The 25,107-nt window shown below is 67.4% G+C and carries 20 protein-coding genes; 11 read left to right on the forward strand and 9 right to left on the reverse strand.

Going from position 1 to position 25,107, the window contains the following annotated elements:
• Nucleotides 1-244 precede the first annotated feature (244 nt).
• The 5 genes from ACH49N_RS15610 to ACH49N_RS15630 all read left to right on the forward strand — a co-directional run bounded on the left by ACH49N_RS15610 (nucleotide 245) and on the right by ACH49N_RS15630 (nucleotide 5,993).
• Nucleotides 245-1,384, forward strand: a complete 1,140-nt coding sequence (locus ACH49N_RS15610) for an AI-2E family transporter (protein ID WP_358276807.1) — start codon at nucleotides 245-247, stop codon at nucleotides 1,382-1,384.
• The gene (gene macS, locus ACH49N_RS15615; RefSeq protein WP_358276783.1) at nucleotides 1,381-2,589 is read left to right on the forward strand and encodes a MacS family sensor histidine kinase; all 1,209 of its coding nucleotides are present in this window, start codon (nucleotides 1,381-1,383) and stop codon (nucleotides 2,587-2,589) included. The genes ACH49N_RS15610 and macS overlap by 4 nt, the downstream gene beginning before the upstream one ends.
• A complete protein-coding gene (locus ACH49N_RS15620) occupies nucleotides 2,582-3,250 on the forward strand; it encodes a response regulator transcription factor (RefSeq protein ID WP_159924111.1) in 669 nt (222 codons plus the stop codon). The genes macS and ACH49N_RS15620 overlap by 8 nt, the downstream gene beginning before the upstream one ends.
• 73 nt (nucleotides 3,251-3,323) lie before the next feature.
• Complete coding sequence (locus tag ACH49N_RS15625; protein WP_159924113.1) at nucleotides 3,324-3,986, forward strand: DUF1707 domain-containing protein; 663 nt, start codon at nucleotides 3,324-3,326, stop codon at nucleotides 3,984-3,986.
• 78 nt (nucleotides 3,987-4,064) lie between these two features.
• The gene (locus ACH49N_RS15630; RefSeq protein WP_358276784.1) at nucleotides 4,065-5,993 is read left to right on the forward strand and encodes a DUF2339 domain-containing protein; all 1,929 of its coding nucleotides are present in this window, start codon (nucleotides 4,065-4,067) and stop codon (nucleotides 5,991-5,993) included.
• Here the strand turns inward: ACH49N_RS15630 and ACH49N_RS15635 are convergent.
• From ACH49N_RS15635 to trmB, 3 genes are read right to left on the reverse strand one after another with little or no spacing between them, the layout of a single operon-like run.
• Nucleotides 5,968-9,015 carry an MMPL family transporter gene (locus ACH49N_RS15635; RefSeq protein WP_358276785.1) on the reverse strand — a complete coding sequence of 1,016 codons (3,048 nt, stop codon included), beginning with the start codon at nucleotides 9,013-9,015 and terminating at the stop codon, nucleotides 5,968-5,970. The two genes, ACH49N_RS15630 and ACH49N_RS15635, sit on opposite strands and share 26 nt — an antisense overlap.
• 10 nt (nucleotides 9,016-9,025) lie before the next feature.
• Nucleotides 9,026-9,760: an NYN domain-containing protein gene (locus ACH49N_RS15640; RefSeq protein ID WP_358276786.1), complete on the reverse strand. Its 735-nt coding sequence runs from the start codon at nucleotides 9,758-9,760 to the stop codon at nucleotides 9,026-9,028.
• Nucleotides 9,757-10,533, reverse strand: a complete 777-nt coding sequence (trmB, locus tag ACH49N_RS15645) for a tRNA (guanosine(46)-N7)-methyltransferase TrmB (protein ID WP_358276787.1) — start codon at nucleotides 10,531-10,533, stop codon at nucleotides 9,757-9,759. Before trmB ends, ACH49N_RS15640 begins: the two co-directional genes overlap by 4 nt.
• Before the next feature lie 122 nt (nucleotides 10,534-10,655).
• Between trmB and ACH49N_RS15650 the strand changes: the two genes are divergently transcribed.
• From ACH49N_RS15650 to ACH49N_RS15670, 5 genes are all read left to right on the forward strand, one after another.
• The gene (locus ACH49N_RS15650) at nucleotides 10,656-11,702 is read left to right on the forward strand and encodes a hypothetical protein (RefSeq protein ID WP_358276788.1); all 1,047 of its coding nucleotides are present in this window, start codon (nucleotides 10,656-10,658) and stop codon (nucleotides 11,700-11,702) included.
• Nucleotides 11,699-13,165, forward strand: coding sequence for a hypothetical protein (locus tag ACH49N_RS15655; RefSeq protein ID WP_358276789.1), 1,467 nt, complete (start codon nucleotides 11,699-11,701; stop codon nucleotides 13,163-13,165). Before ACH49N_RS15650 ends, ACH49N_RS15655 begins: the two co-directional genes overlap by 4 nt.
• Nucleotides 13,166-13,258: 93 nt before the next feature.
• On the forward strand, nucleotides 13,259-13,570 hold the full coding sequence (locus ACH49N_RS15660) for a DUF6802 family protein (protein ID WP_358276790.1): 312 nt from the start codon (nucleotides 13,259-13,261) through the stop codon (nucleotides 13,568-13,570).
• Between the two features lie 279 nt (nucleotides 13,571-13,849).
• Nucleotides 13,850-15,679 carry a phosphoenolpyruvate carboxykinase (GTP) gene (locus tag ACH49N_RS15665; protein WP_358276791.1) on the forward strand — a complete coding sequence of 610 codons (1,830 nt, stop codon included), beginning with the start codon at nucleotides 13,850-13,852 and terminating at the stop codon, nucleotides 15,677-15,679.
• 201 nt (nucleotides 15,680-15,880) lie between these two features.
• The gene (locus tag ACH49N_RS15670) at nucleotides 15,881-16,381 is read left to right on the forward strand and encodes a hypothetical protein (RefSeq protein ID WP_358276792.1); all 501 of its coding nucleotides are present in this window, start codon (nucleotides 15,881-15,883) and stop codon (nucleotides 16,379-16,381) included.
• A 76-nt stretch (nucleotides 16,382-16,457) separates the two neighbouring features.
• On the opposite strand, the gene ACH49N_RS15675 is transcribed toward ACH49N_RS15670, so the two are convergent.
• From ACH49N_RS15675 to ACH49N_RS15695, 5 genes are all read right to left on the reverse strand, one after another.
• The gene (locus ACH49N_RS15675; protein WP_397504667.1) at nucleotides 16,458-17,906 is read right to left on the reverse strand and encodes an aldehyde dehydrogenase; all 1,449 of its coding nucleotides are present in this window, start codon (nucleotides 17,904-17,906) and stop codon (nucleotides 16,458-16,460) included.
• Nucleotides 17,907-17,937: 31 nt separating this feature from the next.
• On the reverse strand, nucleotides 17,938-19,083 hold the full coding sequence (locus ACH49N_RS15680; protein ID WP_358276793.1) for a hypothetical protein: 1,146 nt from the start codon (nucleotides 19,081-19,083) through the stop codon (nucleotides 17,938-17,940).
• The gene (locus ACH49N_RS15685; protein ID WP_358276794.1) at nucleotides 19,080-20,243 is read right to left on the reverse strand and encodes a phosphotransferase family protein; all 1,164 of its coding nucleotides are present in this window, start codon (nucleotides 20,241-20,243) and stop codon (nucleotides 19,080-19,082) included. Before ACH49N_RS15685 ends, ACH49N_RS15680 begins: the two co-directional genes overlap by 4 nt.
• 105 nt (nucleotides 20,244-20,348) lie before the next feature.
• Complete coding sequence (locus ACH49N_RS15690) at nucleotides 20,349-21,233, reverse strand: ROK family protein (protein WP_358276795.1); 885 nt, start codon at nucleotides 21,231-21,233, stop codon at nucleotides 20,349-20,351.
• Between the two features lie 2 nt (nucleotides 21,234-21,235).
• Nucleotides 21,236-21,991 carry a bifunctional 2-polyprenyl-6-hydroxyphenol methylase/3-demethylubiquinol 3-O-methyltransferase UbiG gene (locus ACH49N_RS15695; protein ID WP_159927395.1) on the reverse strand — a complete coding sequence of 252 codons (756 nt, stop codon included), beginning with the start codon at nucleotides 21,989-21,991 and terminating at the stop codon, nucleotides 21,236-21,238.
• Between the two features lie 172 nt (nucleotides 21,992-22,163).
• Between ACH49N_RS15695 and ACH49N_RS15700 the strand changes: the two genes are divergently transcribed.
• The gene (locus ACH49N_RS15700; protein ID WP_358276808.1) at nucleotides 22,164-23,417 is read left to right on the forward strand and encodes a glycosyltransferase family 4 protein; all 1,254 of its coding nucleotides are present in this window, start codon (nucleotides 22,164-22,166) and stop codon (nucleotides 23,415-23,417) included.
• On the opposite strand, the gene ACH49N_RS15705 is transcribed toward ACH49N_RS15700, so the two are convergent.
• Nucleotides 23,325-25,079, reverse strand: coding sequence for a hypothetical protein (locus tag ACH49N_RS15705; protein WP_358276796.1), 1,755 nt, complete (start codon nucleotides 25,077-25,079; stop codon nucleotides 23,325-23,327). The genes ACH49N_RS15700 and ACH49N_RS15705 overlap by 93 nt on opposite strands.
• Nucleotides 25,080-25,107 lie beyond the last annotated feature (28 nt).

A 25,107-nucleotide genomic window follows, 5' to 3' on the forward strand; every position in this document is an offset into this window, starting at 1 on the left:
ATAGAGCGGCCACCTGCTGCGGACCGTCGCCGCGATCGCTCTATATGATTTCCGCACGCCGTTCAATTTAGCGGTGGGCAAGTTCGGCAGCGCAGGACACATCCCCTAATGGGTCCGGACACGCCTGTTTCGGGCGCGAACTCCCCGGCAACCTGGTGAAGCTCGATACGCTCCGCAGGTGAACTCGAACGAGGGCTCGACACCGGTGACCGCAGCGGAACGTAGACACCGTGCCTCGGCATCCGTGCATCCGGTGGTGCGGGTGGCGGCGGAGTGGACGTGGCGCCTGCTCGTCATCGTTGCCGGGCTGCTGACCCTCGGCTACATCGTCGCCAGGCTCGACACCGTGCTCATTCCCGTGGGGCTCGCACTGCTTGCCTCGGCTCTGCTCGTGCCTCTCGTGGACTGGCTGCAGGAGAAGGGTGTGCCCCGATCGGCGGCGGTGGTGGTGGTCCTGGTCGTGTCCATCGGTGTCGTCGCCGGGATCATGACGTTCGTGGTCGAGCAGTTCGTCGCGGGTCTTCCCGGGCTGACCGCCCAGTTCGAGGCGAGCATCGACCAGATTCAGAACTGGTTCACCAGTGGGCCGTTCCACTTCAGCGAGGATCAGATCCACCGGGCCGGCGACTCCGTGGTCAAGTCGATCCAGGACAACCGCGAGCAGCTCACCAGCGGTGCGCTGACCACGGCCACCGTCATCGGGGAGATCTTCACCGGGGCACTGCTGACCCTGTTCACTCTCATCTTCTTTCTCTACGGCGGAAGCCAGATCTGGGAGTTCGTCACCCGGCTCGTGCCTGCTGCTTCCCGCCCCCGCGTTCGGCTGGCCGGAAGCCAGGGGTTCGGCTCGCTCATCGGTTACGTCCGCGCCACCGTTGCGGTCGCAGCCGCCGACGCCATCGGCATCGGCGCGGGACTCGCCATCCTGGGGGTGCCCCTCGCGCTTCCCCTGGCGTCGCTGGTCTTCATCGGTGCGTTCATCCCAATCGTCGGCGCGTTCCTCACCGGATTTCTCGCTGTCCTCGTCGCCCTCGTCACCAAAGGCTTCCTCACCGCGCTGATCGTGCTGGGCATCATCATCGGCGTGATGCAGCTCGAGGCCCACGTGCTGCAACCGCTGTTGCTCGGTCGCGCCGTCCGGCTGCATCCCCTCGCGGTAGTTCTCGCGATCACGACCGGAATCGTGCTCGCCGGGATCGTCGGCGGGCTACTCGCCGTTCCCATCGTCGCCGTGCTCAACACGGCGGTCCGGTCGCTGCTGTCCGGGGACCCCGAGGCCACGTTCGACGCGATCGAGGTCGATGATCCCGCCGTTCCCCTCTACCCCGCGGAACCCGACGAACCGGAAGAACCGCAACACTCTCGATCCGACAGTTCCCCATGACCGACGACCATGAGCGCCGCACTCGGCTGCACTACCGGCCGACCGTGCGAGCCGCCGCCGAGCGAGACACGCAGCCGGATGCACCGCTGTGGCGGGCGGCGCAGGCGTTCCGGCTGGTCACCCTGGTGTATGCGGTCAGCTACCAGTTCGTGTCCGTTCAGTACTACTCCCATCAGCGACTGAGTTGGTTCTTCGTTGCGCTGATGGCGGTGTGGTCGGGAGTCTCGGCGGTGCTGCTCTCGCACGGGAAAATACCGCGCTATCAGATCGTCATCGCGGACCAACTCGTCGTCATCGCCTTGATGGCGTCGACGAGACTCGTGTCCGACCCCGACTGGTATCAGCACCACCAGACTCTGCCGACGACGTTGTGGGTCACCAACGCGGTGATCTCGGCCGCTGTCTTCGGCGGGCCGTGGCTGGGGATGGCATCGGGCGTCCTGATGGCCACTGTGAGCGCGGTGGTGCGTGACCAGGTCAACCTGGATCTGTGGCGTGACGCCACGGCGCCTGTGCTGGTGTCGGTCGGACTTGCGCTCGGGCTTGCCACCACGACGGCGAGACGGGCGCAGGCCCAATTGGAACGGGCCGTACGGCTGGCAGCGGCGACGGAGGAACGCGAACGCCTCGCCCGCGAAGTCCACGACGGGGTTCTCCAGGTACTTGCCCTCGTTCGTCGGCGCGGAAACGAAATCGGTGGTCCCGCAGCCGAGCTCGCGGACCTGGCGGGGGAGCAGGAGGTGGCGCTGCGCATGCTGATTTCCGAACAGGGCGCCGGGGTGACCGCAGACCTGGGCGGTGCGGTGATCGACCTGCGGCTCCTCCTGAGCACCCGGGCCAGCACCACGGTGTCGGTGTCGACGCCGGCCGACCCGGTGACGATCGAGCGGGGACGGGCCACGGAACTGGCCGCGATCGTCGACACGGCGCTGTCCAATGTGGCGCAGCATGCCGGGGCCGGAGCCAGGGCTTACGTGCTGCTCGAAGACCTCGGGGACGAGGTGATCGTCAGCGTGCGCGACGACGGCGCCGGGATCGCCCCCGGCAGACTGGCCGAGGCGGAAGCCGAAGGGCGCATGGGAATATCGAAGTCGATCCTGGGGCGGGTCCGAGTACTCGGCGGGACAGCCGAACTCGACACCGAACCCGGGCAGGGCACCGAATGGGAGATCCGCGTGCCGAAGGGAGAGGACCAGCATGGATGAGGAGCAAGCCGGCGGTCACATCACCGTGATGGTGGTCGACGATCACCCGATGTGGCGCGACGCCGTCGCCCGGGACCTCGAGGGCGCCGGATTCACCGTCGTCGCGACGGCTGACGGCGTCGCCGCCGCGGGCCGCCGCGCCGCCGCAGCGCGCCCGGACGTCGTACTCATGGACATGCAGCTGCCCGACGGAAACGGGGCGACCGCCACCGCTGCGGTGCTCGAGGTGTCGCCCGACAGCCGGGTCCTCGTGCTGTCGGCGTCGTCGGAACGCGACGACGTCCTCGACGCCGTGAAGGCGGGTGCATCCGGGTACCTCGTGAAGAGCGCGTCGGTGGAGGAGCTGCGGGAGGCTGTGCGAGCCACCGCCGCCGGTCAGGCCGTCTTCACACCGGGCCTCGCCGGCCTGGTTCTCGGCGAGTATCGCCGGATGTCGAGTGCGCCCGCCGATGAGCGGGGACCCGCCGTTCCGAAGCTCACCGAGCGGGAGACGGAGGTCCTGCGTTTCGTCGCGAAAGGATTGAGCGCCAAGCAGATCGCAACCAAGCTGTCGCTCAGCCACCGCACCGTCGAGAACCACGTGCAGGCCACCTTGCGCAAGCTGCAGTTGGCCAACCGCGTCGAACTCACCCGGTACGCCATTGAGCAGGGCCTCGAGTAGCCCGTGAGTACTTGTTAACAACGCGTTGTTAACAAGTACTCACGGGCGGCGGAGGCGCACTAACCTGGTCGGCATGGAGGCACGGGATCTACGCGTATCCGATGCGGAGCGCGAACACGTCGGTGAACTGCTGCAGCGAGCGGTGGGCCAGGGGATGCTGTCGCTGGGGGAGTTCACAGAACGAATGGATACGGCGCTGGCCGCGAAAACGCGCGGCGAACTCAATGCCGTCCTCGTCGACCTCCCGGGAATACAGCTGATCTCGGAGTTCGTCCCGCCCCCGTATCCCGACCGGCCGTACGCCGCGCGGCCGATCCCACCCTCGTCGGCACCTGCACCGTCGGTAGGCCACCACGTGTCCGTGCCGCCGCCCGGTGAGATCATCCGCGGTCGGATGTCCTCCGTCACCCGCACGGGCTCATGGAGTGTGCCGGCGTCCCTGAAAGTGGACACCCGGGTGTCGAGCGTAAATCTCGACTTCACTCGCGCGGTCATGGCGACACAGGTGGTGTACCTCGATGTCGACGACTACGCGAGTTCCCTCACCCTGATCGTCCCCGCGGAGGCGACCGTCGACCTCAACGGGATCGAGACGGTGGGCGGCAGCGCCACCAACAAGGTGCGCAGCGGCCCGCCCATCGGCCCCCTGCACCTGGTGGTGCGCGGCAAAGTCCGGTTCGGCACCGTGACTGCCCGGCATCCGTTCGGCACCTCACTCCGCAATATGTTCCAGTGAGCCGGTTCGTCGAAACCCCCACCCCGCTCGAGTAGGTCTACTCATGTGCGGACGGACTGGTCGCCGGACGATGAATACATGTCCACACCCGGGAATCCGTCCGTCGATCCGCGCCTGATCGCCCAGCTGTCCGGCGATTTCTCCGCTCTCGGCCAGCAGATGCGGCACGTCGGCGAAAATCTCGCCATCCTGCACGCGCAGTTGTCGACTGTTTCGCAGCCTTCCTCCGAGACGGCACCTCGGCCCGGACCCGGACCGCAGCCCGGGTGGGCGCAACCTCCGCAGGTCCAGCAACCTCCGCAACCCCAGCAACCTCCCCAGCCGATGTACCGGCAGCCGGCTCCTCATCCTTCTGCGCCTCCGCCTCCGGTACCCCAGGCGCCACCGCAGTTCCGGCCTGCACCCATCCCGCCGCCCAGAGTGGCCCGGGAACCGTGGTGGCAACGCGACGGGGTCATCAGCCGCATCCTCGCGGTCGCGGGTGTGGGTGTGACCCTGATCGGGGTTGTCATGCTGCTGGTCCTGGCCGCCCAGGCCGGGTTCTTCGGTCCGGGACTGCGGGTCGCCTCCGGAGCGATTTTGTCAGTGGTGCTCGTTGTCCTCGGTGCGCGTGTGTTCGACCGACCGGGTGGCAGGGTCGGCGGAATCGCCCTCACCGCAACGGGTATCGCGGGTGCGTATCTCGACGTGGTCGCCGTCGCCGTCGTGTATCACTGGCTGCTTCCAGCCCTGGCGATGGTCGTGGCACTCGGGGTCGCCGGAGTCGGCGTCGCTCTGGCCGTCAGATGGTCGTCGCAACCGCTCGCCGTACTGGTCGTGACGGGTGCCGCGGTGCTCGCCCCGGTCCTCACCGACGGCATATCGCTCGCCTTGATCGGGTTCCTCTTCGTCGTCCAGGTGGCCGGCTTCCCGGCCCAACTCGGCCGCGTGTGGCCGTATCTGGCGATTACGCGCACCCTTCCCGTGGTGATCGCGCTGCTGATCGTGATCGTCGACCTCGGGGCGGACGACGGGCAGATGAGGAACTGGGCGTTGGCCAGTGCGGTGCTGGTCGCGTCGTTCGGTCTGGTCTCGTCGATCCTGCTGCTCCGGAGAAATGGGCGTGACATCACCGCGACCGCGATGATCGTGACCACCGCAGTCCCGATGCTTCTGGTGTCAGACCTCTTCGGCCGAGTGCAGTCCACCTTGATCACACTCGCGCTCGCGGCCGCGATGTTCGGGATCTGGATGGCGGTGCGGCCGCTGCCTCTGCATGCGCGCAGTGCGCTCGCAGGCACCGGGGCCCTCGCGCTGCTGCTCGCGTGCCTGGTCGGTGCCGGCGGAGAGAGTGCACCGCTCGTCGTACTCGGGATGGCAACGCTGTTCGTCACCATCGGTGGCCAGGCGTCCTCACGCATCGCCTACGCGGTCGGGGCCGCGTTCGCGGTGATCGGTGGTCTGATCTTCCTCGACAGCGCCCCGCCGTTCGTCCTCGTCGACGAGTACAGCGCGGTCGACCTGCTCAGGGTCACGACTGTGCTGTCCGGGTTGGTTCTCGTCGGCACGGTGGTGTTGCTCGTCTGGTACGCGCACTCGTTGCGGCTGATCCGCAGCGCTACCGCACAACCCGTCTGGGTTCTTGCCGGACTCGTGATCCTCTATGCGGTCACCACGGTCGCGGTGTCGGTGGGTACGGCGATCACGGGCACATCCGTCGGTTTCATCGCCGGTCACTGCGTCGCCACGATCGTGTGGATGATGGCCGCCACCGCTGCACTCGTGTTCGGTCTGGCTCACCGCGAGTATGCCCACACCGCGCTGGGTGCCGGACTGGCGCTGACTGCGGCCGCTCTGGCCAAACTGTTCGTGTTCGACCTGGCCATGCTCGACGGCCTGTTCCGCGTACTCGCCTTCCTGGTGGTCGGCCTGCTGCTACTGCTCGCGGGAACGCGTTACGCCAGGGAGTTCGCGGAGCGCGACACCGGGCGCGGCTCGTCGGTCAGCGCCGATTCTGCCGAGCGATGAGTTCGCTGACGCTGACGGCGTTGCCGTCGTCCGCGCGGTGCCTGCCGCTCGATGTGTCTTCCTGGTCGGCCGGCGGGTGTTCGACGCCGCGTCGACGGGAGCCGTTGGTGGCCGGACTGCCGTTGGTGGCCGGACTGCCGTTGGTCCCCGGACTGACGTGTGCCGTGCCGCCGGTGGCACCAGAGTTGTTTCCGTTGGTGCCCGCGCGTCGAGTGCTACTCGCGGGGTCCGGGGGGTCAGGCAGGGCCCGACGCCGGGTCGGCATCGAGGGAACCGGCCGGGCAGGAGACGACTGGGGGGTCTCCTGCTCGTACGGCGCCGGCACCGAACGCGGCGATCGGGTGGGAAGAGACGGCGTCTGTTGCGTGGGCGTGCTCGGCCGCGGTTCCGCGGGAGACGAGACCGGGCGGGGTCCCGCCGCGGAGGTGGACCGCAGGTCTGCGAGCCAACTCTCGATCGGTCGAGACTGCGTGGCAGGGCCGGGAGCAGGCGTCGCTTGCCGTGGCGGCTGCTGGGCCGGGCGAGGCGGTTGCGCGGGACGGGTCTGCCGATTGGTGCGCGACGGATCGGTGGCAGGACGCGGAGCAGCCGGCGAGGGCAGAACCGTGGTGGGGGGCTCGGCCGGTGGTACGTCGTCGACCCGCTTCGGCGGCTGGGCAGGCCTGCCCGTGGCCGACCGACGGGCCTCGGTCTCCGCGCGCCGTGCTTTCGCCTCGTCCTCGGACATCTTCGCGGCGAGCGCCTGAGCGGTGACGAGCGGAATCGGCTCGGTGAGCGGTTCGGGCTTACGGGGAGCGGGCGGCGCCGAAGGCTTCCTGCGCGGTGGTGCTGCCCCCACGGGGGTCAGTTCGGGGACGTCCGCAGGCATCAGTTCGCTGTCGAGGATCGGCTCGGCGAGACCCGTCTTCTCCTGGATGCGTTTCATCCACGCGGGCGCCCACCAGCAGTCGTCGCCGAGAAGCTTCATCGTGGCCGGGACGAGGAACATACGGATGAGCGTGGCGTCGATGATCAGGGCGGCGATCATGCCGTAGGAGATGTACTTCATCATCACCAGTTCCGAGAACCCGAACGCGCCCGTGACGACGATGAGAATGAGGGCGGCGGCGGTGATGATCCGCCCGGTGTGCGCAGTGCCGATGCGGATGGATTCCGTGGTACTCGCGCCCTGCGCACGCGCCTCCACCATGCGTGAGAGCAGGAACACCTCATAGTCGGTGGAGAGGCCGTAGACGATGGCGATGATGAGCACCAGCACCGGCGACATGATCGGGCCCGGGGTGAAGTTCAACCAGGCCGACCCGTGACCGTCGATGAAGATCCAAGTCAAGATGCCGAGCGTGGAGCCGAGACCCAAGGCGCTCATCAGCGCGGCCTTGATCGGCAGCACCAGGGACCCGAACGTCAGGAACATCAGCAACGTCGTCAGGAAAAGGACAGAGATCACCATCGTGGGCAGGTGTTCGAGCAGTGCGGCGATACTGTCCTGCTCGATGGCCGGCGTTCCACCGACCAGCACCTGCGTGCCGTCGGGAGCGTCCATTGCGCGCAGATAGTCGATCGTGGGCTTCGACTCGTTACGGTCCACCAGGCCCGCCTTGAGGACGACGACGCCGTCCTTGACCGCGCCCTCCGGGGAGAACTTCTCGATCAGGCCCGGCGCGCCGCTGGCTTCCTTGATGATCTGGCCCAGCGCCTTGTTGTCTGCGTTCGACACCACCAGCTTGACGGGTTCGGTGCGCATGCTGGGGAAGATCTCGTCGAACTGTTCCTGCGCGGCACGAGTCGAGCTGTCCGGCGGCAGGTACGTCTCGTTGATGCCACCGAACTTGATGCCCGTCAACGGGACGATCAACAGGAGCAGCCCGACCACGATCGGGATGGTGACCTTCAGCGGATTGCGCATCACCCAGCGGGTGAGGCGGCCCCAGACGCTGGCCTCGATTTCCTCCGTGTTCTTGGTTTGACGGAAGCGCTCGAAACTGAGGGCGTCGATGCGCTTGCCGAGGATGCCCAGAATCGCGGGCAGGATCGTGATGGACGTGAGCGCCGCGAGTCCCACCGTCGCGATGGCGCCGTAGGCAACGGACTTCAGGAAGCCCTGCGGGAACAGCAGTAGACCACCGAGGCTGGCGACGATCATGGTGGCCGAGAACACCACGGTGCGTCCCGAGGTCATCACTGTTCTCCGGACGGCGGAGCGGGTGTCGTACCCCTCCGCCATCTCTTCTCGGAAACGGCTGACGACGAACAAGCCATAGTCGATGGCGAGGCCGAGACCCACGAGGGAGACCACGGGCGCGACGAACGAGTTGACCTCGGTGAAGTTGGTGATGAGACGGACGACACCGTTGGCGCCGACCACGGTGAGACCGCCGATGATCAGCGGCAGCGCCGCCGCCACGACACCACCGAACACGAAGAAGAGCAGGAGGCCGACGGCCGGGATCGCGAGGATCTCCATCCGCTTGATGTCCTTGGCCATCGTGTCGTTCAACGCGCCCGACACCGGTTGCAAGCCGGCGAGCTGCACGTCGACGCCGTCGATGTAGAACTCGTCCTTGATGTCGCGGAAGTTGGCGGTGACCTCGGTGTCGTTGTCACCGACGATGGCGATGCTCTCGATCGCGTGCTGCTTGTCCGGGCTCGAGGCGGCGCTCAGGGTCGGGGCAGACCCGACCTTGAAGTACCCGCCGTTGATCTTGAGGATTTTGTCGGGGTGTTCCGCGGCCAGCGATTCGAGGTTGGCGACGATCTTCGCCTGGAACTCCGGATCCTCGATGGTCTTGCCCTCGGGAGCGGTGTAGAGCGCCACCACATCACTGTTGGTGTCGCGGCCGAAGGTGCTGTCGGCAAGCTTGGACGCGGCGACCGATTCCGAGCCCGGATCATCCCAGCCGGACTGGCTGAGATGCTTCTCCAAACCCAGACCGTATGCGGCGGAACCGAGCAACAAAGCCACCATGATGCCGATGACGGTGAATCGGGCCCGGTAGACGACGCTTCCCCAGCTCGCGAACACTGATCAACTCCTACTCGGCAGCACTCTTCCGCCCGACGAGCAGGGCGGAAAGCGGTCGGAACGGCTGCAACCAGGCACCCTCGTCGGGCAATGTGTCGAGGCTGACCCGAGGAAGTGGTTCCCGGAACACGCCGGGGATGTCCTCGAGATCGACGAAGTCCAGAAGATCGGACGCAACCGCCCAGCTGGCGTGCTCGCGGAACCCGAGTATCTGGACCGGTATGCCGGTCGCGGCGATGTCCTCCAACGGTTCACGAAATGCCTGACCGTCGGCGGAGGCGACCATGACACCGGCCAGCCCCTCACCATGCCGGAGCGCGATGTGGTCCAGCATGTCGGAGTCGACGTCGCTGTCCTCATCGATCTTCGGCTTGGCGAACACCGCGAAGCCCACATTACGCAAGGCTTCGACCCACGGTCTCACAACATCGGCGCTGCCAGCCGCGATATTGGTGAAGACGGTCGCTTCGGGTTCGAGTGTGTCGGTGCCGGACGCCGACAGTTCGGCGGTCCGGGAGAGCAGCCAGCGGCCGAGGGCGTCGAATCGTGGCCGGTAGGCCGCCGTCGGGCGACCGCCGAGGATGGCGCCCAGGCCCATGTCGAGGTTCGGCGCGTCCCAGACGAGAAGGACTCGCTTCTGGTGGCGTCCGTCACGTGCACCCACCACGGGAGATCCTGACGACACCGCGGTGCCGGCAGAGCCCGCAGGCAACCCGCCGGAGATGTACTGCTCGCTGACGCTCATGACCTGATCTTCCCCCAAATCAACTCGGTGATCGCACTCCCGACCTGATGGGCCTTGTCTTCGAACTTCGTCACCGGACGCTCGTGTGTCATCGGGGACTCCCAATCGAGGGAGGTCAACAGCGGTTCCGCGTTGCCCGCCTCGGCGATCGCCTCGGCATACTCGGCGTGATCGGTTGCAACGTGCAACACACCACCGGGCTTCAACCGACTCGCGATCAGCGCAAAGGTGGGGGCTTGCAACAGGCGGCGCTTGTGGTGACGGGCCTTCGGCCACGGGTCCGGGAAGAAGACACGCACACCGGTCAGCGATTCGGGTTCGACCATGTTCTCGAGAACGTCCATGGCGTCACCGCGCAGAACGCGGATGTTGGGGATGCCGTCGCGCTCGATCTGCTGCAGTAGCTGTGCGAGCCCGGGGCGGTACACCTCGACGGCCATCAGATTGACGTGCGGCTCGGCTTTCGCCATCGCCGCTGTGGCGGTTCCGGTGCCCGAGCCGATCTCCAGGATCAGAGGTGCGTCGCGCCCGAACCAGGTGGCCGCGTCGAGGCGGGTGTCGGAGACCTCGGCACCGATTTTCGGCCACTGCCGATCCCACGACTCCTGCTGGGCAGGGGTCAGCGCCCCCCGGCGGGAGCGGAAACTCGTCACCCGGGGGTGCAGTCGAGATCCCGTCTTACGCGGAGTCTGTCCCTCCACGGGGACGGCGGGTGCTTCCTGATCGGCGTGGTTCACCGGACCATTGTCACGCATGGGGGGCGTTTCCGGCATACGGGTCTGAAGTTGACATTGAGACTTTCTGGTCGATCGGCGGCGCAGCCTGCATGGTTGCCCACACCGGTTTCGCGGAAGTCTGACAGAATCCTGACGGTACGAAGGGGGGTGATCGCGTCATGGGCACTGTAGATGCCGGGGGCGGGGAATTGGACGAACTCGCAGATCGGGTGGCGGTATCGGACCGTGCGGCGGGGGAGAGCGTTCGGGAAGTCGCGGCACATCTCCGCGCGCCGATTCGTGTGCACATCACCGGTCGTGCGGGTGTGGGGAGAACCACTGTCGCGACCGCAGTAAAAGAAGGTGCAATTCCGGGTGCCGTGATCGAAGAGCCCGGTCCGCTCGACGTGCCCGGCGCGCCCGACCCCGTTTTGGACGGTGACGTCGTGGTGTGTGTTCTCGTCGAATCGGTGCGTGCCGCCGACCGTGTGGCAGTCGCCGGGGTGGACGCCGAGCGCGCACTGCTCGTACTCAACAAGGTGGACGCACTCGGCGAATCACGCGAGCCGGCCGACGTGTGGGCGGCGGCGCTCGCGCGGGCGGCGGAGTGCTCGTCGGATGCCGGCCTGCCCGTGCTGCCGCTCATCGGCTCCCTGGCGAGCGCACGGGCTGTGACGGAGGCCGACCTGCCCGTCCTTCGTCAGCGTCCGCGCGACCTTTCTTCGGTGTGGGATACCCACGGTGTCGCGGTAGCGAGCGCGGCGCTCGAGGCGAATGTGCAACTCGACGCGCCGGCAGTCACCGCCCTGTTGCGCACGGCCAGCGGTGTGGACGAGGTAGTGGGAGCGGTCGCCGCGCGAGTGGCGCACGTCCGGGCGGGCCGAGGCGAGTGTGCGCTCCGGTTTCTCCGGTCGTTGGCGGCCCGCAACGCCGGGGTCCGCGACGCACTCGAGGAGTACCTTGCGGGCGATGCCGCCGTGGCGCTCGCGGCCGCGGCCGGTCGACTCCACCTCGTCGACTGGAATCGGGAGGCCCCGGCCGAGCCCGGCACCCCCGAGGACGCCATCCGGTGCGCGCACTGGTGGCGCACGCAACTCAGTGGAAACCCCACGGCCCGGCAACGACGGGCCATCGTCGACGTCCGGCGGCATTACCTACGGATCTGGCGGCGGATGGGCGGCAGTCCGGACGACGGCCGGACCCTCGCCGCCCGCGGGCCCGGATGACGCAGGAGTTGACGGATCTGCCCGCGGAGACCGTCGATGTCGTTTCCCGGTGGAATCCCGCAGCAACCGTCCGGCTCGGGGCCCGGACCGACTCCGGACACGAGCTCTTCGTCGCCGGGCTACGTCGGGCGGGCAAGACCACCCTCGTCGACGCGCTCCGTTCCCTCGACGAGTCCGCCTTCGATCTCGTCGACGACCCGCTCGACGCCGGCGTGGTGCTGATGGTGCTCGACGCCGCCGCGCCACTCGGGCGCGAGGAACTGTCCGTTCTCGATGTGGTCTTGCGTCCCGCATGCCCGGTGGTGTTCGCCCTGACGAAAATCGATGTCCACCGAGAGTGGGCCACCGTCCGCGAGCGTGACCGCGCCCTGCTCGCCGGTCATGCGGAGCGGTTCGCCGACGTGACCATCCACCCGGTCGCGGCCGGAGCCGGGCGCGCCCCGGCACGCGGATCCGGGGTCGAGGCACTGCTCGAGGCCCTCCTGTCCGCGGCAGACGGCCAATCGAGGAGCGCGCGGTCGGGCACCGAAAGGGTTCTCGAGCAGACTCGCCGGATGATCGTGGCCACCGGCCGATCCATCCGGGAGGCCGATTCCGGTGCCGACCTTCGTGCCGAACGGACCCACCTGCTCGCGCACCGCGATGGCCGGCGTGCCGAGCGGGTTGCTCGACTGCGCAGCGAGGTGCAGCTCGGCAAGGTCGAATTGATACATGAGGTGTCCACGCAGATCCGGGCGGCGGGGGTGGCGGTGCGCGCCGACATCGATCGGGCGGGACGTGCGGATCTCGCCGACTACCCGGACCGACTCGCCGACGTCGTGGCGCAGCTGGGCGCCGACCTCGAACGCGTGGTGACCACGCGACTCGACCACCTGCGTGCGCGCGCCGGTGTCGCCGCGCCCGCTCCGCGAGACACCTGCCCGAAACCCGGTTGCCTCTTCTCTGGACGCCCCGAACCGCGCCACCGGGGGCTGGAAGACCGCATGACGATCCTGATCGGGGCATCGGCGGGTCTCGGGCTGGGCCGCCTGATGGTGGCACCGTTGTCGGTGGTGCCCGCCCTCGACATCGCGTCCGTTCCGCTCACCCTGACGCTCGGCGGCGTGGTGGCGTGGTGGCTCGCCCGTGCGCGTGGTCACATCGCCGAGCGCTCCCACGTGCGTCAGTGGGCCACCGAGTCGCTCACGACCGTTCGTGCGCAATGGGAGCAGCTGGTTCTCGGCCGGTTGTTGTCCGCCGAAGCGGAGATCAGCGAGATGATCCTCGAGGAGAGCAGGTCGCGCGCCCAGGAGGTCGACACTCGGGTGGCGTCGATCGACGGAGAGTTGCGGACACTGACGTCGAGGCGCAACGGTCAGCTCGCTTCATGCGACCGCGACATCGCGGCCATCGATCGCGGGCTGCGGGAAATTCGCGACATCTCGAGGGAACCGAAACATCGTCCGGAACGTCAGACTACGTAGAGGCGGTCGGCCGAATGTGTCCACATGTGTGTGGAACCATGTTGAATTGCGTCCGCCTCTCTGTGAAACTGTGGGATGTGAAGGGAGATCGCCGTGGCCACCGCTGAGAGTTTTCTGGTCCCCGATGTGCCCTCGTTCGATCCCGACACGTTCGGTGAGGACTCCGGAGCGGTGGCTGTGACCGCTCCCACGCATGACATCGACGGCGACGGCCTCCTCGACACGCAGACCTTCGAATCCGGAAATGCCCTGGTAGTCGTCTCGGATATGGATGGCGACGGCGACGCCGACCACCTGACGACGATCTCCGACAACGGCGCGTACGCGTCCTGGGAATTCCACCGCGGCACGGACGGCGTCGCGCAGTGGAAACAGACTGATGACGGGACCCTCGGTAACGGCTAGTATCTCCCCGAAAACGCCCGTCAGGCGCGGGAAAGGCGCCGGACGGCTCTACTGAATCGTTTCTGTGACCTTTCCTACCGCACCCGGTTCCCCTAGATGGGACCCGCGGCGTTAACCTCTAGGGATAGGACACCCGGCGCCCGCGTCTTCCATGTGGCATGGACGGCCTGGCTGGACCCCGCCGAGAGGGGAAAATCGGACCGTCTGGCACTCGTTGCGAGGGGCTCTTTCGCAACGGACGGCAGATGGTCCGGTTCCGGCTCACCCCAGGAGAGTTTGATGACCTCAGCGACCATTCCCGGTCTGAACGGAACTGACGGCACGCCCCCCACGGAGCACAGTGAGCTGCTCGCCTGGGTTCGAGAGGTTGCCGAACTCACGCAGCCCGATCGCGTCGTCTTTGCAGACGGCTCGGATGACGAATGGGATCGACTGACCTCGCAACTGGTCGACGCCGGTACGTTCACCCGCCTCAACGAGGAGAAGAAGCCGAACTCGTTCCTCGGCAACTCCGACCCGTCGGATGTGGCACGTGTCGAATCGCGGACCTACATCTGCACCAATGAGGAGATCGGAGCCGGTCCCACCAACAATTGGATGGACCCGGCCGAGATGAAGGCCCTCATGACCGACCTCTACCGCGGTTCCATGCGGGGTCGGACCATGTATGTCGTCCCGTTCTGCATGGGACCTCTCGGTGCCGAGGATCCGAAACTGGGCGTCGAGATCACCGACTCCGAGTACGTGGTCGTCTCGATGCGCATCATGACGCGCATGGGTACCGCTGCCCTCGAGAAGCTGGGCAAGGACAAGCCGTTCGTCAAGGCACTGCACTCGGTGGGTGCTCCCCTCGAAGAGGGTCAGGCCGACGTGCCGTGGCCGTGCAGCGACACCAAGTACATCACCCACTTCCCCGAGACCCGGGAAATCTGGAGCTACGGTTCCGGCTACGGCGGCAACGCCCTGCTCGGCAAGAAGTGCTACTCGCTGCGCATTGCCTCGGCCATGGCCCACGACGAGGGCTGGCTGGCCGAGCACATGCTGATCCTCAAGCTCATTTCGCCGGAAGACAAGGCGTACTACATCGCCGCCGCCTTCCCGAGCGCATGTGGCAAGACCAACCTCGCCATGATCCAGCCCACCGTTCCGGGCTGGCGCGCCGAAACCCTCGGTGACGACATCGCGTGGATGCGGTTCGGCGAAGACGGCCGCCTGTACGCCGTCAACCCGGAGTTCGGATTCTTCGGTGTCGCACCGGGCACGAACCATGGTTCCAACCCGAACGCCATGAAGACGATGGAGTCCGGCAACACGCTCTTCACCAATGTCGCCCTCACCGACGACGGCGATGTGTGGTGGGAAGGCCTCGAAGGCGACCCGCAGCATCTGACGGACTGGAAGGGCAACGACTGGACGCCCGAGTCCGGTGAGAAGGCCGCCCACCCGAATTCGCGGTACACCACCCCCATGTCGCAGTGCCCCATCCTCGCTCCCGAGTGGGACGACCCGCAGGGTGTGCCGATCTCGGCGATACTGTTCGGTGGACGTCGCAAGACCACGGTCCCGCTGGTCAGCGAGTCGTTCGACTGGCAGCACGGCACGTTCCTCGGTGCCACCCTGTCGTCCGAGCAGACCGCAGCCGCGGAAGGTGCCGTGGGCACCGTGCGCCGCGACCCGATGGCGATGCTGCCGTTCATCGGCTACAACGCCGGTGACTACCTGAACCACTGGATCAACGTCGGCAAGAACGCCGACGCCCAGAAGCTGCCGAAGATCTTCTACGTCAACTGGTTCCGCCGTGGCGACGACGGCCGCTTCCTGTGGCCAGGTTTCGGCGAGAACTCGCGCGTCCTGAAGTGGATCGTCGACCGCATCGAGCACAAGGCCGGCGCCGAGTCGACCCCGATCGGTTACGTCCCCACCGCCGCCGACCTCGAGCTGGACGGTCTCGACGTGAACGCGGCGGACGTGGACGAGGCACTGAAGGTGAACGTCGACGAGTGGAAGCAGGAGTTGCCCCTCATCGAGGAATGGTTCGAGTTCCTCGGCGAGAAGGTGCCGTCCGGTATCCGTGACGAGTTCGAGGCACTGAAGCAGCGCCTGGGCTAGTCCCTGTACACCACCGAATGCCGCAGTAGTTCAGCCCGACTGAACCACTGCGGCATTCGGCGTCGAAGGAGCCGAAGCGGTCGCCCTGCATTGAACAAACCCGACCGATTCGGAGGGAACCCGGCAGGACTGCCGCCAATCCCATACCATTCGGTCTGTAAGTGTCATGATTTCGAAGCTCACCGACGAAAGGATTGACGAATGCAGCCAGGAACCAGTAAGGGCATGAAGCGACTCGCCGGAGGTGCCGCATGTGCCGCGGCCGCTGCGGCCGCCGTATCCATGGCCATGCCGGCGACTGCTTCGGCAGCAACGGAGGTAGCCCCTCCGACCGTGGTGACCGAGGTGGACGGAAACACCCTCGACATCACGGTGACCAACCCGAATGTCTTCGAGCTCACCGATCCACAGTCCTGTGGCGCAGTCGCGTTCGACGCCACCAGGCTCCCGGAAGTCCTCTCCAACCCCGCCGTCGTTCTCCAGCCGGGATTTGCGGCGTGGATGACTCCACTGCCCGAACGGGTGGTTGCGAACGCCACCGGTGACGCGGTCAAGACGTTCACCACATCGGAACTCGCGGACGGCGCCTACGCGGTGATCGGCGAGTGCCTCTCGCTCAGTACCGTCGCGAACCCGCAGACCACAATGCCGCAGATCGTCTTCGTCGGCGGCCCGCTGGATGGCATCCAGTTCGGCAGCTAGACGTCGAAGCGCTTCGCACTCGTGCGCCTTTCTGGTAGCAGCGGCTACCAGAAAGGCGCACGGGCGGCGGAGCCGCCTAGTCTGTGTAGCCGGGCGGGTAGAGCACGGACTTGGTCTCACAGAAGGCTTCGACGCCTTCCGGTCCGTCCTCGCGCCCGATGCCCGAGTTCTTGTACCCGCCGAACGGGGAACCGGGATCGAAGGCGTACCAATTGATTCCGTAGGTACCGGTGCGGACCTGGGCTGCCACCTCGAGTCCCTTCTCGACATCGGTGGTGTACACCGAGCCGGCGAGCCCGTAGTCGGAGTCGTTCGCGATCTTGATGGCCTCGTCGACGGAATCGTAGGGAATCACGCACAGCACGGGTCCGAAGATCTCTTCCCGGGCGATGGTCATGGAGTTGTCGACGTCTGCGAAGATCGTCGGCTCCACGAAGTACCCGGTCTCGAGGCCTGCCGGACGTCCGCCGCCCAGCACCAGGCTCGCACCTTCCTCCTTGCCCTTGGCGATGTAGCCTTCGACTCGTTCCCGCTGCTTCTCGGAGATCAGGGGACCGAGCTGCGCCGCCGGGTCGGACGGTAGTCCGACAGGGAAGAAAGCGGCGGTGGCCACCATGCCCTCGACCACTTCGTCGTACCGCGACCGCGGCGCCAGGATGCGGGTCTGACCGACGCAGGCCTGACCGGTGTTCATCAGCCCGGACATCACGAGCATCGGCATCGTCGACGCGAGATCGGCGTCCTCGAGGACGATCGCGGCGGACTTGCCGCCCAGCTCGAGGGAGCAGCGCTTGAGATTCTGCGCTGCGATGGCGCCGATCTTGCGGCCCACCGCGGTGGAGCCGGTGAAGGTGATTTTGTCGATGTCGGGGTGCGAGACGAGGTACTCACCCGTCTCGGCGCCACCGGGCACGAGCGACAGCACACCCTCGGGCAGACCGGCCTCGGTGAAGATCTCGCCGACGATATTGGTGGTCAGCGGTGACTCCGGGGCGGGTTTGAGTACCATCGTGCACCCGGCGAGCATGGCCGGGCCCAACTTGTTGATCGCCAGGAAGAGGGGCACGTTCCAGGCGATTACGGCGGCCACGACACCGACCGGCTCCCGAGTGACGCGGGAGCGGCCGAACGCACCCGAACGTTCTTCCGTCCACGGAAACGAATCGGCGAGTCCGGCGAAGTAGTTGATCGTGGCGAGGGACGGGGTCACCTGCATCATCTGCACCGACGCGGGAGGTTGACCCATCTCCGACGAGAGCACGCCCGCGATGTCGGCCGCGCGTTCTTCGAGAAGCTTCGCGGCCTTCGCGATCACCTGCGCCCGTTCGGTGGGCAACATGCGTGGCCACGGGCCGTCGTCGAATGCGCGTCTCGCGGCGGCGACGGCGGCGTCGATATCCTGCGGCCCGGCAACCGGAACCGAGCCGACACGTTCTTCGGTTGCGGGAGAGAATACTTCGAGCACCTGATCGGTGGACGGCGCTACCCACTTGCCGCCGATGTAGAGCTTGTCGTAGTCGGTCATTCTTCCATTCCCTCGTTGATTGCCCACCCGGTCAGCGAGTGGTGTCGGTGAAACTGTCGAATCCATAACGTGCGTGTGGGCCGATCGCCGCGACTTCGAAAAGTCCCGTGCCCACCACGGTGTCGCCGCCGTCGTCCAGACGGAAGCGGGTCAGATTGTCGACGGGGCAGAACATGCGCAGTCCCGGATCGATCTCGGACGCCTGCTTGCGCACTCCTTGAACCACCAGTTCGCCCTGCCACATCCCGTGCCGCCAGTCGGCTTCGAGCCCGTAGCCGGTGCCGATCCCGATGTAATTCGAAACCAGGAATTCGCAGGTGACACTGACGGTCTCACGCCCGGGCCGGTGGAAGGTGAGTGAGGCCGCGGTCACGTCCCGGGTGCCGGGCTCGAATTTCAGCTCGTGCTCGGGCCTGCCGAGCCACTCGGGCTCACGACCGTCGTCGGGCCAGATGCGGACCGCCTCTTCGACGATGCGCCTGCCGCGTTCGTCTTCTTGCAGCACCACACAGATCGAGTAGTCGTCGAACTGCATGACCGAGTAGATCCAGAAGAAGTTCTGGATACCATCCACGGCACGTCTGCCGGGCGGCTCGGATTCGCCGACGGGGCGTACTCCCCACGACCGGTCGCGGTTGCCGCGCCAGCTGTCCGGCGTGACCGATCGTGGTGCGCCGTCGATCGTCAGCTCGCCTGTCCAGGTACCGGTCTGGACGAAGCGGCTGGTGTCGAAGGTGACCCGTTCGAGCTGGCGGCGGAAATGTCGTGGCTCGAGCGTCGCGGGGACGGCGGCGTCGAAGGTGAGGTCGAACGAGAGGTCGTACTCGCCGGGTTCGAGCACGATCCGCAGTCGTCGCAGGCCCTCGAGGACCTCGACGCGGAAGGGTCCGACAGTGGTGTCGGAGCGGTCGGGACCGAGGGCCCTGGAACCGCGCACGACGATGTGGTCGTCACCGCGGCGTAGCACCGCGAACGCGTCCGCCACACCGAGATTGGGGTACTGGCCGAGGCCGACGATGAGGAACAGATCCGTCTCGGCCGACGGGTAGCAATTGAAGTAATAACGGTCGTAGAAATTCCGGTCGGACGTCCCCACCCGGCGGATCGGCTCGGCCACCTGATGCACCGGGTAGTCGTCCATCGGTGACAGCGGATTGCCCGCGAAGTCTGCGTTCATCGGAGCTTCTCCCCGTACGTGCCGTCGAGCATCGCTTCGAGCGAGGCGCGGTGCATGATCATGTCGTCGGGGTCTTCCGGTGCGACGGCTTGCCCGAAGTGGATGGCGCGGGTCTGGATTCGCAGCATGATGGTGGCTTGCCGTAGCGCCGCGTACACCGTGTAGTACTCGAGGTTGCGCGGAGCGTGGCCCGTCAGTTCCTCGTAGGTCGCGGCGATGTCGTCGACGCGCAGGAAGTCGGGCAGACCGCCCAGGCCCGCGACTTCGGCGATGTCTTCGAAGAACCGATGCAGGTACGCCATCCATCCGAGGTCGAGTTCACGCGGTCCGAGTGTCGCCATCTCCCAGTCGAGTACCGCCACCGGCCGGAAATCTTCGTACATGATGTTGCCGATGCGGGCGTCTCCCCAGCAGAAGACGGCGGGTGACGAATCGTCGGGGCGGTTCTCCTCGAGCCAGGCGAAGCTGCGCTCGATCAGCGGGGACCGCGGCCCGGACAGGGTGGTCCACTCGTAGTAGTCACGCTGCTGGCGGATGTGCGCGGCGAGGGACTCGGCGGCCGTCGGGCCGGCATCGGGGAGCCGCAGGAAATCGAACCGGTCCCACGGGCGGTCGATGTCGTGCAGTTTCGCGAGCACCTCCACCGAGGTGTGCTGGAGTCGTGCGCGCTGGGCGCCGGTCGCCTCGGTCACCCAGGACCCGAAGTTGTACGGCATCACGTCCGGCGGGACCTGGCCGGACACCCGGGCCATGACGAAGAACGGTGCACCGAGTGGTTCCGGATTCGTCTCGGACCAGTAGACGACCGGGACAGGGACCGACGAGTGTTCGCGGACCTGGGCCATCACCTGGAACTGGTTATCGAGGTCGTAGCGGGGGAAGACGGGCATGGTGCTGTCGGCCGGGGCTACCCGGGCGACCAGCGGATGTCGTTGGCCCGACCACACGGCGTCGAACAGGATGGTTTCACTGGACATTCCGTTGGCGTCGGGAAGGTGGACGTGCGTGACCTCGGCGGCAGTGCCGACGGGCAGTTGGGCGGACAGCCACCGCTCGAGCCGTTCGCGCAGGATTTCGGGATCGCGCTTGGAGCTGCTGGGTCGGGCGACCTCGGACTGATGGGTTGAGTCGTCGGCAGATCGGGCAGCGCTCGTGCTCACGAGTCACCTCCTCCTCGACTGAACGTGGTGTGACCCTGAACACTAGAACACGTTACAGAATTTCGGAATAGAAGGGGAGAACTGGCGCCCGGATCGACGGGGGCTTCAGCTGTCGAGCGCGAGAACTCCGGCCCCGACGAGCGTTCCGGTGGCGCCCAACTCCGCGGGTACGACGCGCAGATTCGAGACGAACGTCAAGCGGGCGTGCCGGGCGGCGGCCGCGCGCAGGGGCTGCCACAGCGCCGGACCGGCCTGGGCGAATCCGCCGCCGACGACGGCGAGGTCGATATCGAGCAACGCCGCAGCGGAGGCGATGGCGACGCCCAGGGCGGTACCCGCGCGGTCGAGTGCGGCGACGGCCACAGGGTCGCCCGACACGGCCGATGCCGCGATGTCGATGCCCGTCGTACCGTGCCAGCCCTGCGAACGCGCCCACCGCACGGCCGCGGGACCGCTCGCCACCGTTTCGAGGCAGCCGACGCCGCCGCAGGGGCAGGCCTCGGTGCCACCCGGAACCACCAGGTGCCCGATGTGCCCGGCGTTCCCGGTACGCCCGGTCGCGATACGCCCGCCGAGAACCACACCGCCGCCGATGCCCGTCGAGACCACCAGGGAGACGAGATCCGACGTTCCGCGCCCGGCTCCGTGGCGATGCTCGCCGAGGGCAGCTGCGGCGCCGTCCATGGCGAGCCGCGTCCGCGCGTCGGGGAAGAGGCCGCGGACGGCGTCGACCAGGCCGAATCCGGCCGACCACTCGTCGATGTTGATGGGGGAGACACGACCGCTCGTCGAGTCGACCGGTCCTGCGCAGGCGATGCCGACGGAGGTGATCGTGGCGTCGGCCGCGACTTCGCGCAACAGCGTGGCGCATGCGTCCCAGACTCCGGACGCGGGGGTCGGGGTGATCGACGGTTCCGGGACGGTGCCGCCTTCGGCGACCAGCCCAGCGGCGATCTTGGTGCCGCCGATATCGAGTGCCAGGCGGGCCACGGTCAGCGCTTCTTCAGCACGAGGACGAGATTGCTCACCAGAAATTCGCGCAGGCCCGGGACCCGCACCATCCACCACGCCCACCGCGGATGGTAGCGAGGAAACGCTGCGAGGAGCTCGGCGTCGGTGGTGCGCTCGGCCCACCGAAGACCTTCGGTGGCACCGACTTTGAACAACGACACGCCGTAGCGGTTCTTGGGTTCACGACCGGTTTTCCGGGCGTACCGGCGGGCGGCGTATTCGCCACCCAGCGCATGCCACGGGCCGGTTTCGTGCCCGCCGAACGGTCCCCACCACAACGTGTACGACAAGACGATCAGGCCGCCGGGTTTCGTGACCCGGACCATCTCGTCGGCCATCGCCCACGGCTTGCTGACGTGCTCGGCCACATTGGAGGAGAAGCAGATGTCCACCGAGGACGTGCGGAACGGCAACGCGAGCCCCGAACCGCGGATGGCCCCACCCACGGTCAGACCGGCTGCGTGCATCTCCGACGGGTCGGGTTCGACCGGGACGTACCGGGCACCGGCCTCCAGGAAGACATCGGCGAAGTAGCCCGGTCCGCCGCCCACGTCGAGCACCGTGGTTCCGGTGAGGTCGTCGTCGGTGAGTCCGCAGTACAGGTCGCCGATGAGCTCGACCGAATCGCGGGCCAGTGCCCCATAGAACAGGTCGGGCGCGGTCTGCTCGTGCCGGAAGTCGCTCAGCAGCCCGAACGACCGCTTCAAGGTTGCCCGTCGACCGAATCGTCGGGTCACGGGTGGCGTCGTCACGGATAAGAACCTTAGCGACTGGGCCCCAGCGGACGGCAATCCTGCGCGACGCTGCAACGCTCCACCCAGTACGACCGATAGGGTGTTCGAGGACTATCGAGCGGCGACCCCGCCTCGGACCGAGAAAGAGCCGCACCGACCACAGGAGTTCATGAACGTGCACGAGGTTCTGCTGCTCTGCTGGCGAGACACCGGGCACCCGCAGGGTGGCGGCAGTGAGCGGTATCTCGAGCAGGTCGGGGCGCAGCTCGCCGCGCGGGGAATCAAGGTGACTCTGCGGACCGCCGGTTACCGGGGCGCGCCCAAGAAAGAGACGGTCGACGGTATCGAGATCAGTCGCGCGGGCGGTCGGTACAGCGTCTACCCGCGGGCGCTGGCGGCCATTGCGGCAGGACGGCTCGGGTTCGGACCCCTCAAGGGCATCCGCCCGGACGCTGTCATCGATACCCAGAACGGCATCCCCTTCTTCTCCCGCACCGTGGCGGGTGCACCGGTGACGCTGCTGGTGCATCACTGCCACCGCGAGCAGTGGCCGGTCGCAGGAAGGCTGGTCGGCAAGATCGGCTGGTGGGTGGAATCGCGACTGTCCCCGCGTACTCACCGCGACAACCAGTACCTCACCGTGTCGCTCCCCTCGGCCGATGAATTGGTCGAACTCGGTGTCGAGCGCGAACGGATCGCCGTCGTGCGCAACGGTGCCGACGACATTCCCGTCGGCGTCGCGGTCGGCTCCACGCAGACCCGGACCGGCCACCCGAGCGTGTGTGTCCTCTCGCGTCTCGTCCCGCACAAGCAGATCGAGGACGCCCTGGAAGCTGTTGCGGCCCTGCGGCCTACGATCGCCGACTTGCACCTGGACGTCATCGGCGGCGGCTGGTGGGAACAGAACCTCCGAGACCGTGCCCACGAACTCGGCATCGGTCACGCAGTCACCTTCCACGGCCACGTGGACGAGTCGCGCAAACACGAACTGCTGTCACAGTCGTGGGTGCACGTGATGCCTTCCCGCAAGGAGGGATGGGGTCTCGCGGTGATCGAGGCTGCGCAGCACGGTGTTCCGACCGTCGGTTACCGCAGCTCCAAGGGCCTGACGGATTCGATCGTCGACGGCGTGACCGGGGTCCTCGTCGGCGGCATCGATGCCGCCACCGCCGATGTCGGAGACCTCACGGCGGCCGTCAGCGCGTTGCTCCTCGACGCGGACACTCGCATGGTTCTCGGTGAGAAGGCACGCGTGCGTGCGGGAGAATTCTCCTGGGAGCAGACCGGCAACGGTGTACACGAGGTTCTCGCCGGTACCGCCGCAGGTCTGCGGACCTCAGGACTGGTGTCGCCGGTGCTGCCGCGTCCGGAGGCGCGGGACCGCACACTCAGTGCGCTTCAGGGCCTCGAACACGCCGGCGCCGAGTAGTCCGCCGATCAGCAGCGCTGCCCACAGCGCGTGTGCTGCGATCACGGTCGCCCGCATCTGCGCGGTCGCCTCCCGGGCCGTCACGTCGCCGTCCACTCGATACAACGCGAGATGCTCGTCCGAGAACAACGGTTGCAGCGCCGCCAGCGTGGTCGCGGATTGCCCGTGCGGCCCGGGCGTGTCGCGCTCGACGAGCACCCAGCGCACCCCGAGCGACGCCAGATCCGAGGGCGAACCCCCGCCCTGGAGGACCCGTTCCACCTTCTGCGCGCGGGAACCCTCGCCTGCGACGGCACGCCCGTCCACCACCAGTTCACCCGACTGCAGGACGTCCACGGGCAGCAGGCGGGGCGCCGGGTCGAGGACGGCCGCCTCCCCGCTGTACGGGAATCGGCGGAACATGCCGGTGGGCAGGACCGCGACGTCGCCGCTGTCAGGTTGGGCCTCGAGCCGGGACGTCACCTGCTCCCACGATTGTGGGTACCGAACCGGCCGGAGCGCGCCGCCCACACCCCACACGAGGTCGGGCAGGGCCAGCACCACGATCAAGACGGCCGACACCGACCAGGGGGCAGGGCGTCGCAGCACCGCCGCGGCCGCGGCCAGAACGTAGAGCGGTGCCGCCGCGGCCACCCACTTCTGACCGTCCCGGAACAGGCCGGCGCCGGGCACGTTCTGCACCGCCCACCGGCCGAGGTCGAGACCCCAGGGCGTGGCGCCGATCGTCGGCATCACCACCGCCGCCACGGCGAGGACCGCGAGGGCCTTCACCACGGGATGGCGACGTCGCCGCCACAACGCCGGTACCCCACAGAGGACCACGACGAGCAACATCACCGTTCCCACCAGGGCGAATAGCGTCATGCGACTGTTCGGAACGGCAGCGTCGTTCCACACCCCGCCGAGTCCGAGCAGGCTGCCCACTGTCGCGAGTCCCGGCTCGGCGCGCGCCGCGAACGCCGCGACCCCGGCGGGGTCGGAGCTGTCGGCACCTCCCGTGGAGAGCGCGGTGGCCGCCAGCCAGGGCGCGCTCGCGAGACCGAACAGCACCAACACACCGGCCGACCTCCACAGCGCAGACGACCGCCCACCCGGAACCACCAGGACCGCCAGCGCCGTCACTGCCGCGAGCATCACACCGGTCGGGGTGAGGCCTGCTGCCGCGAAGCAGGCGGCGAGCGCGAACCAGCCCTCCCGTCGACCCCGGCGAATGGCGAGCGCGGCACACACCGTCCACGGCAGCGCCGCATACCCGGCCAGCAGGCTCCAATGACCTTGGAGTAGTCGCTCGGCTACGTACGGGTTCCACAGCATCACCGTCGAACCCACCAGCTGGGAGCCGAGCCCCGCCGTGGGCAGCACGGCGCGCACCATCCGGGCCGCGCCCCAACCGGCGGCCCAGAGGGAGAGAAACAGGACCGCTTTCACCACCAGCCCACCGTCGACAATCGTGCTCAGCGCCGCGATCAGCGCGTCCTGCGGTACCGCGCGCGCCGCGGCGTCCGTCAGACCCAACGCCGAATCCGTCGGGTACGAGCGGGGTGTGCTCACCGCATCACGCAGCAGCAGATATCCGGGACCGAAAAGAGGGCCGAGAATCACTGCGGCCAAGACCAGGCTGTAGCCCGCCGGAACGGACAGTGTTCGGCTCCGGGCGGTCATGAGCGGCCACGATACGTGGTACATCAGC

Origin of the sequence: Rhodococcus sp. NPDC019647 (assembly GCF_044389235.1) — a bacterium.
Taxonomy (GTDB): domain Bacteria; phylum Actinomycetota; class Actinomycetes; order Mycobacteriales; family Mycobacteriaceae; genus Rhodococcus_F; species Rhodococcus_F oxybenzonivorans.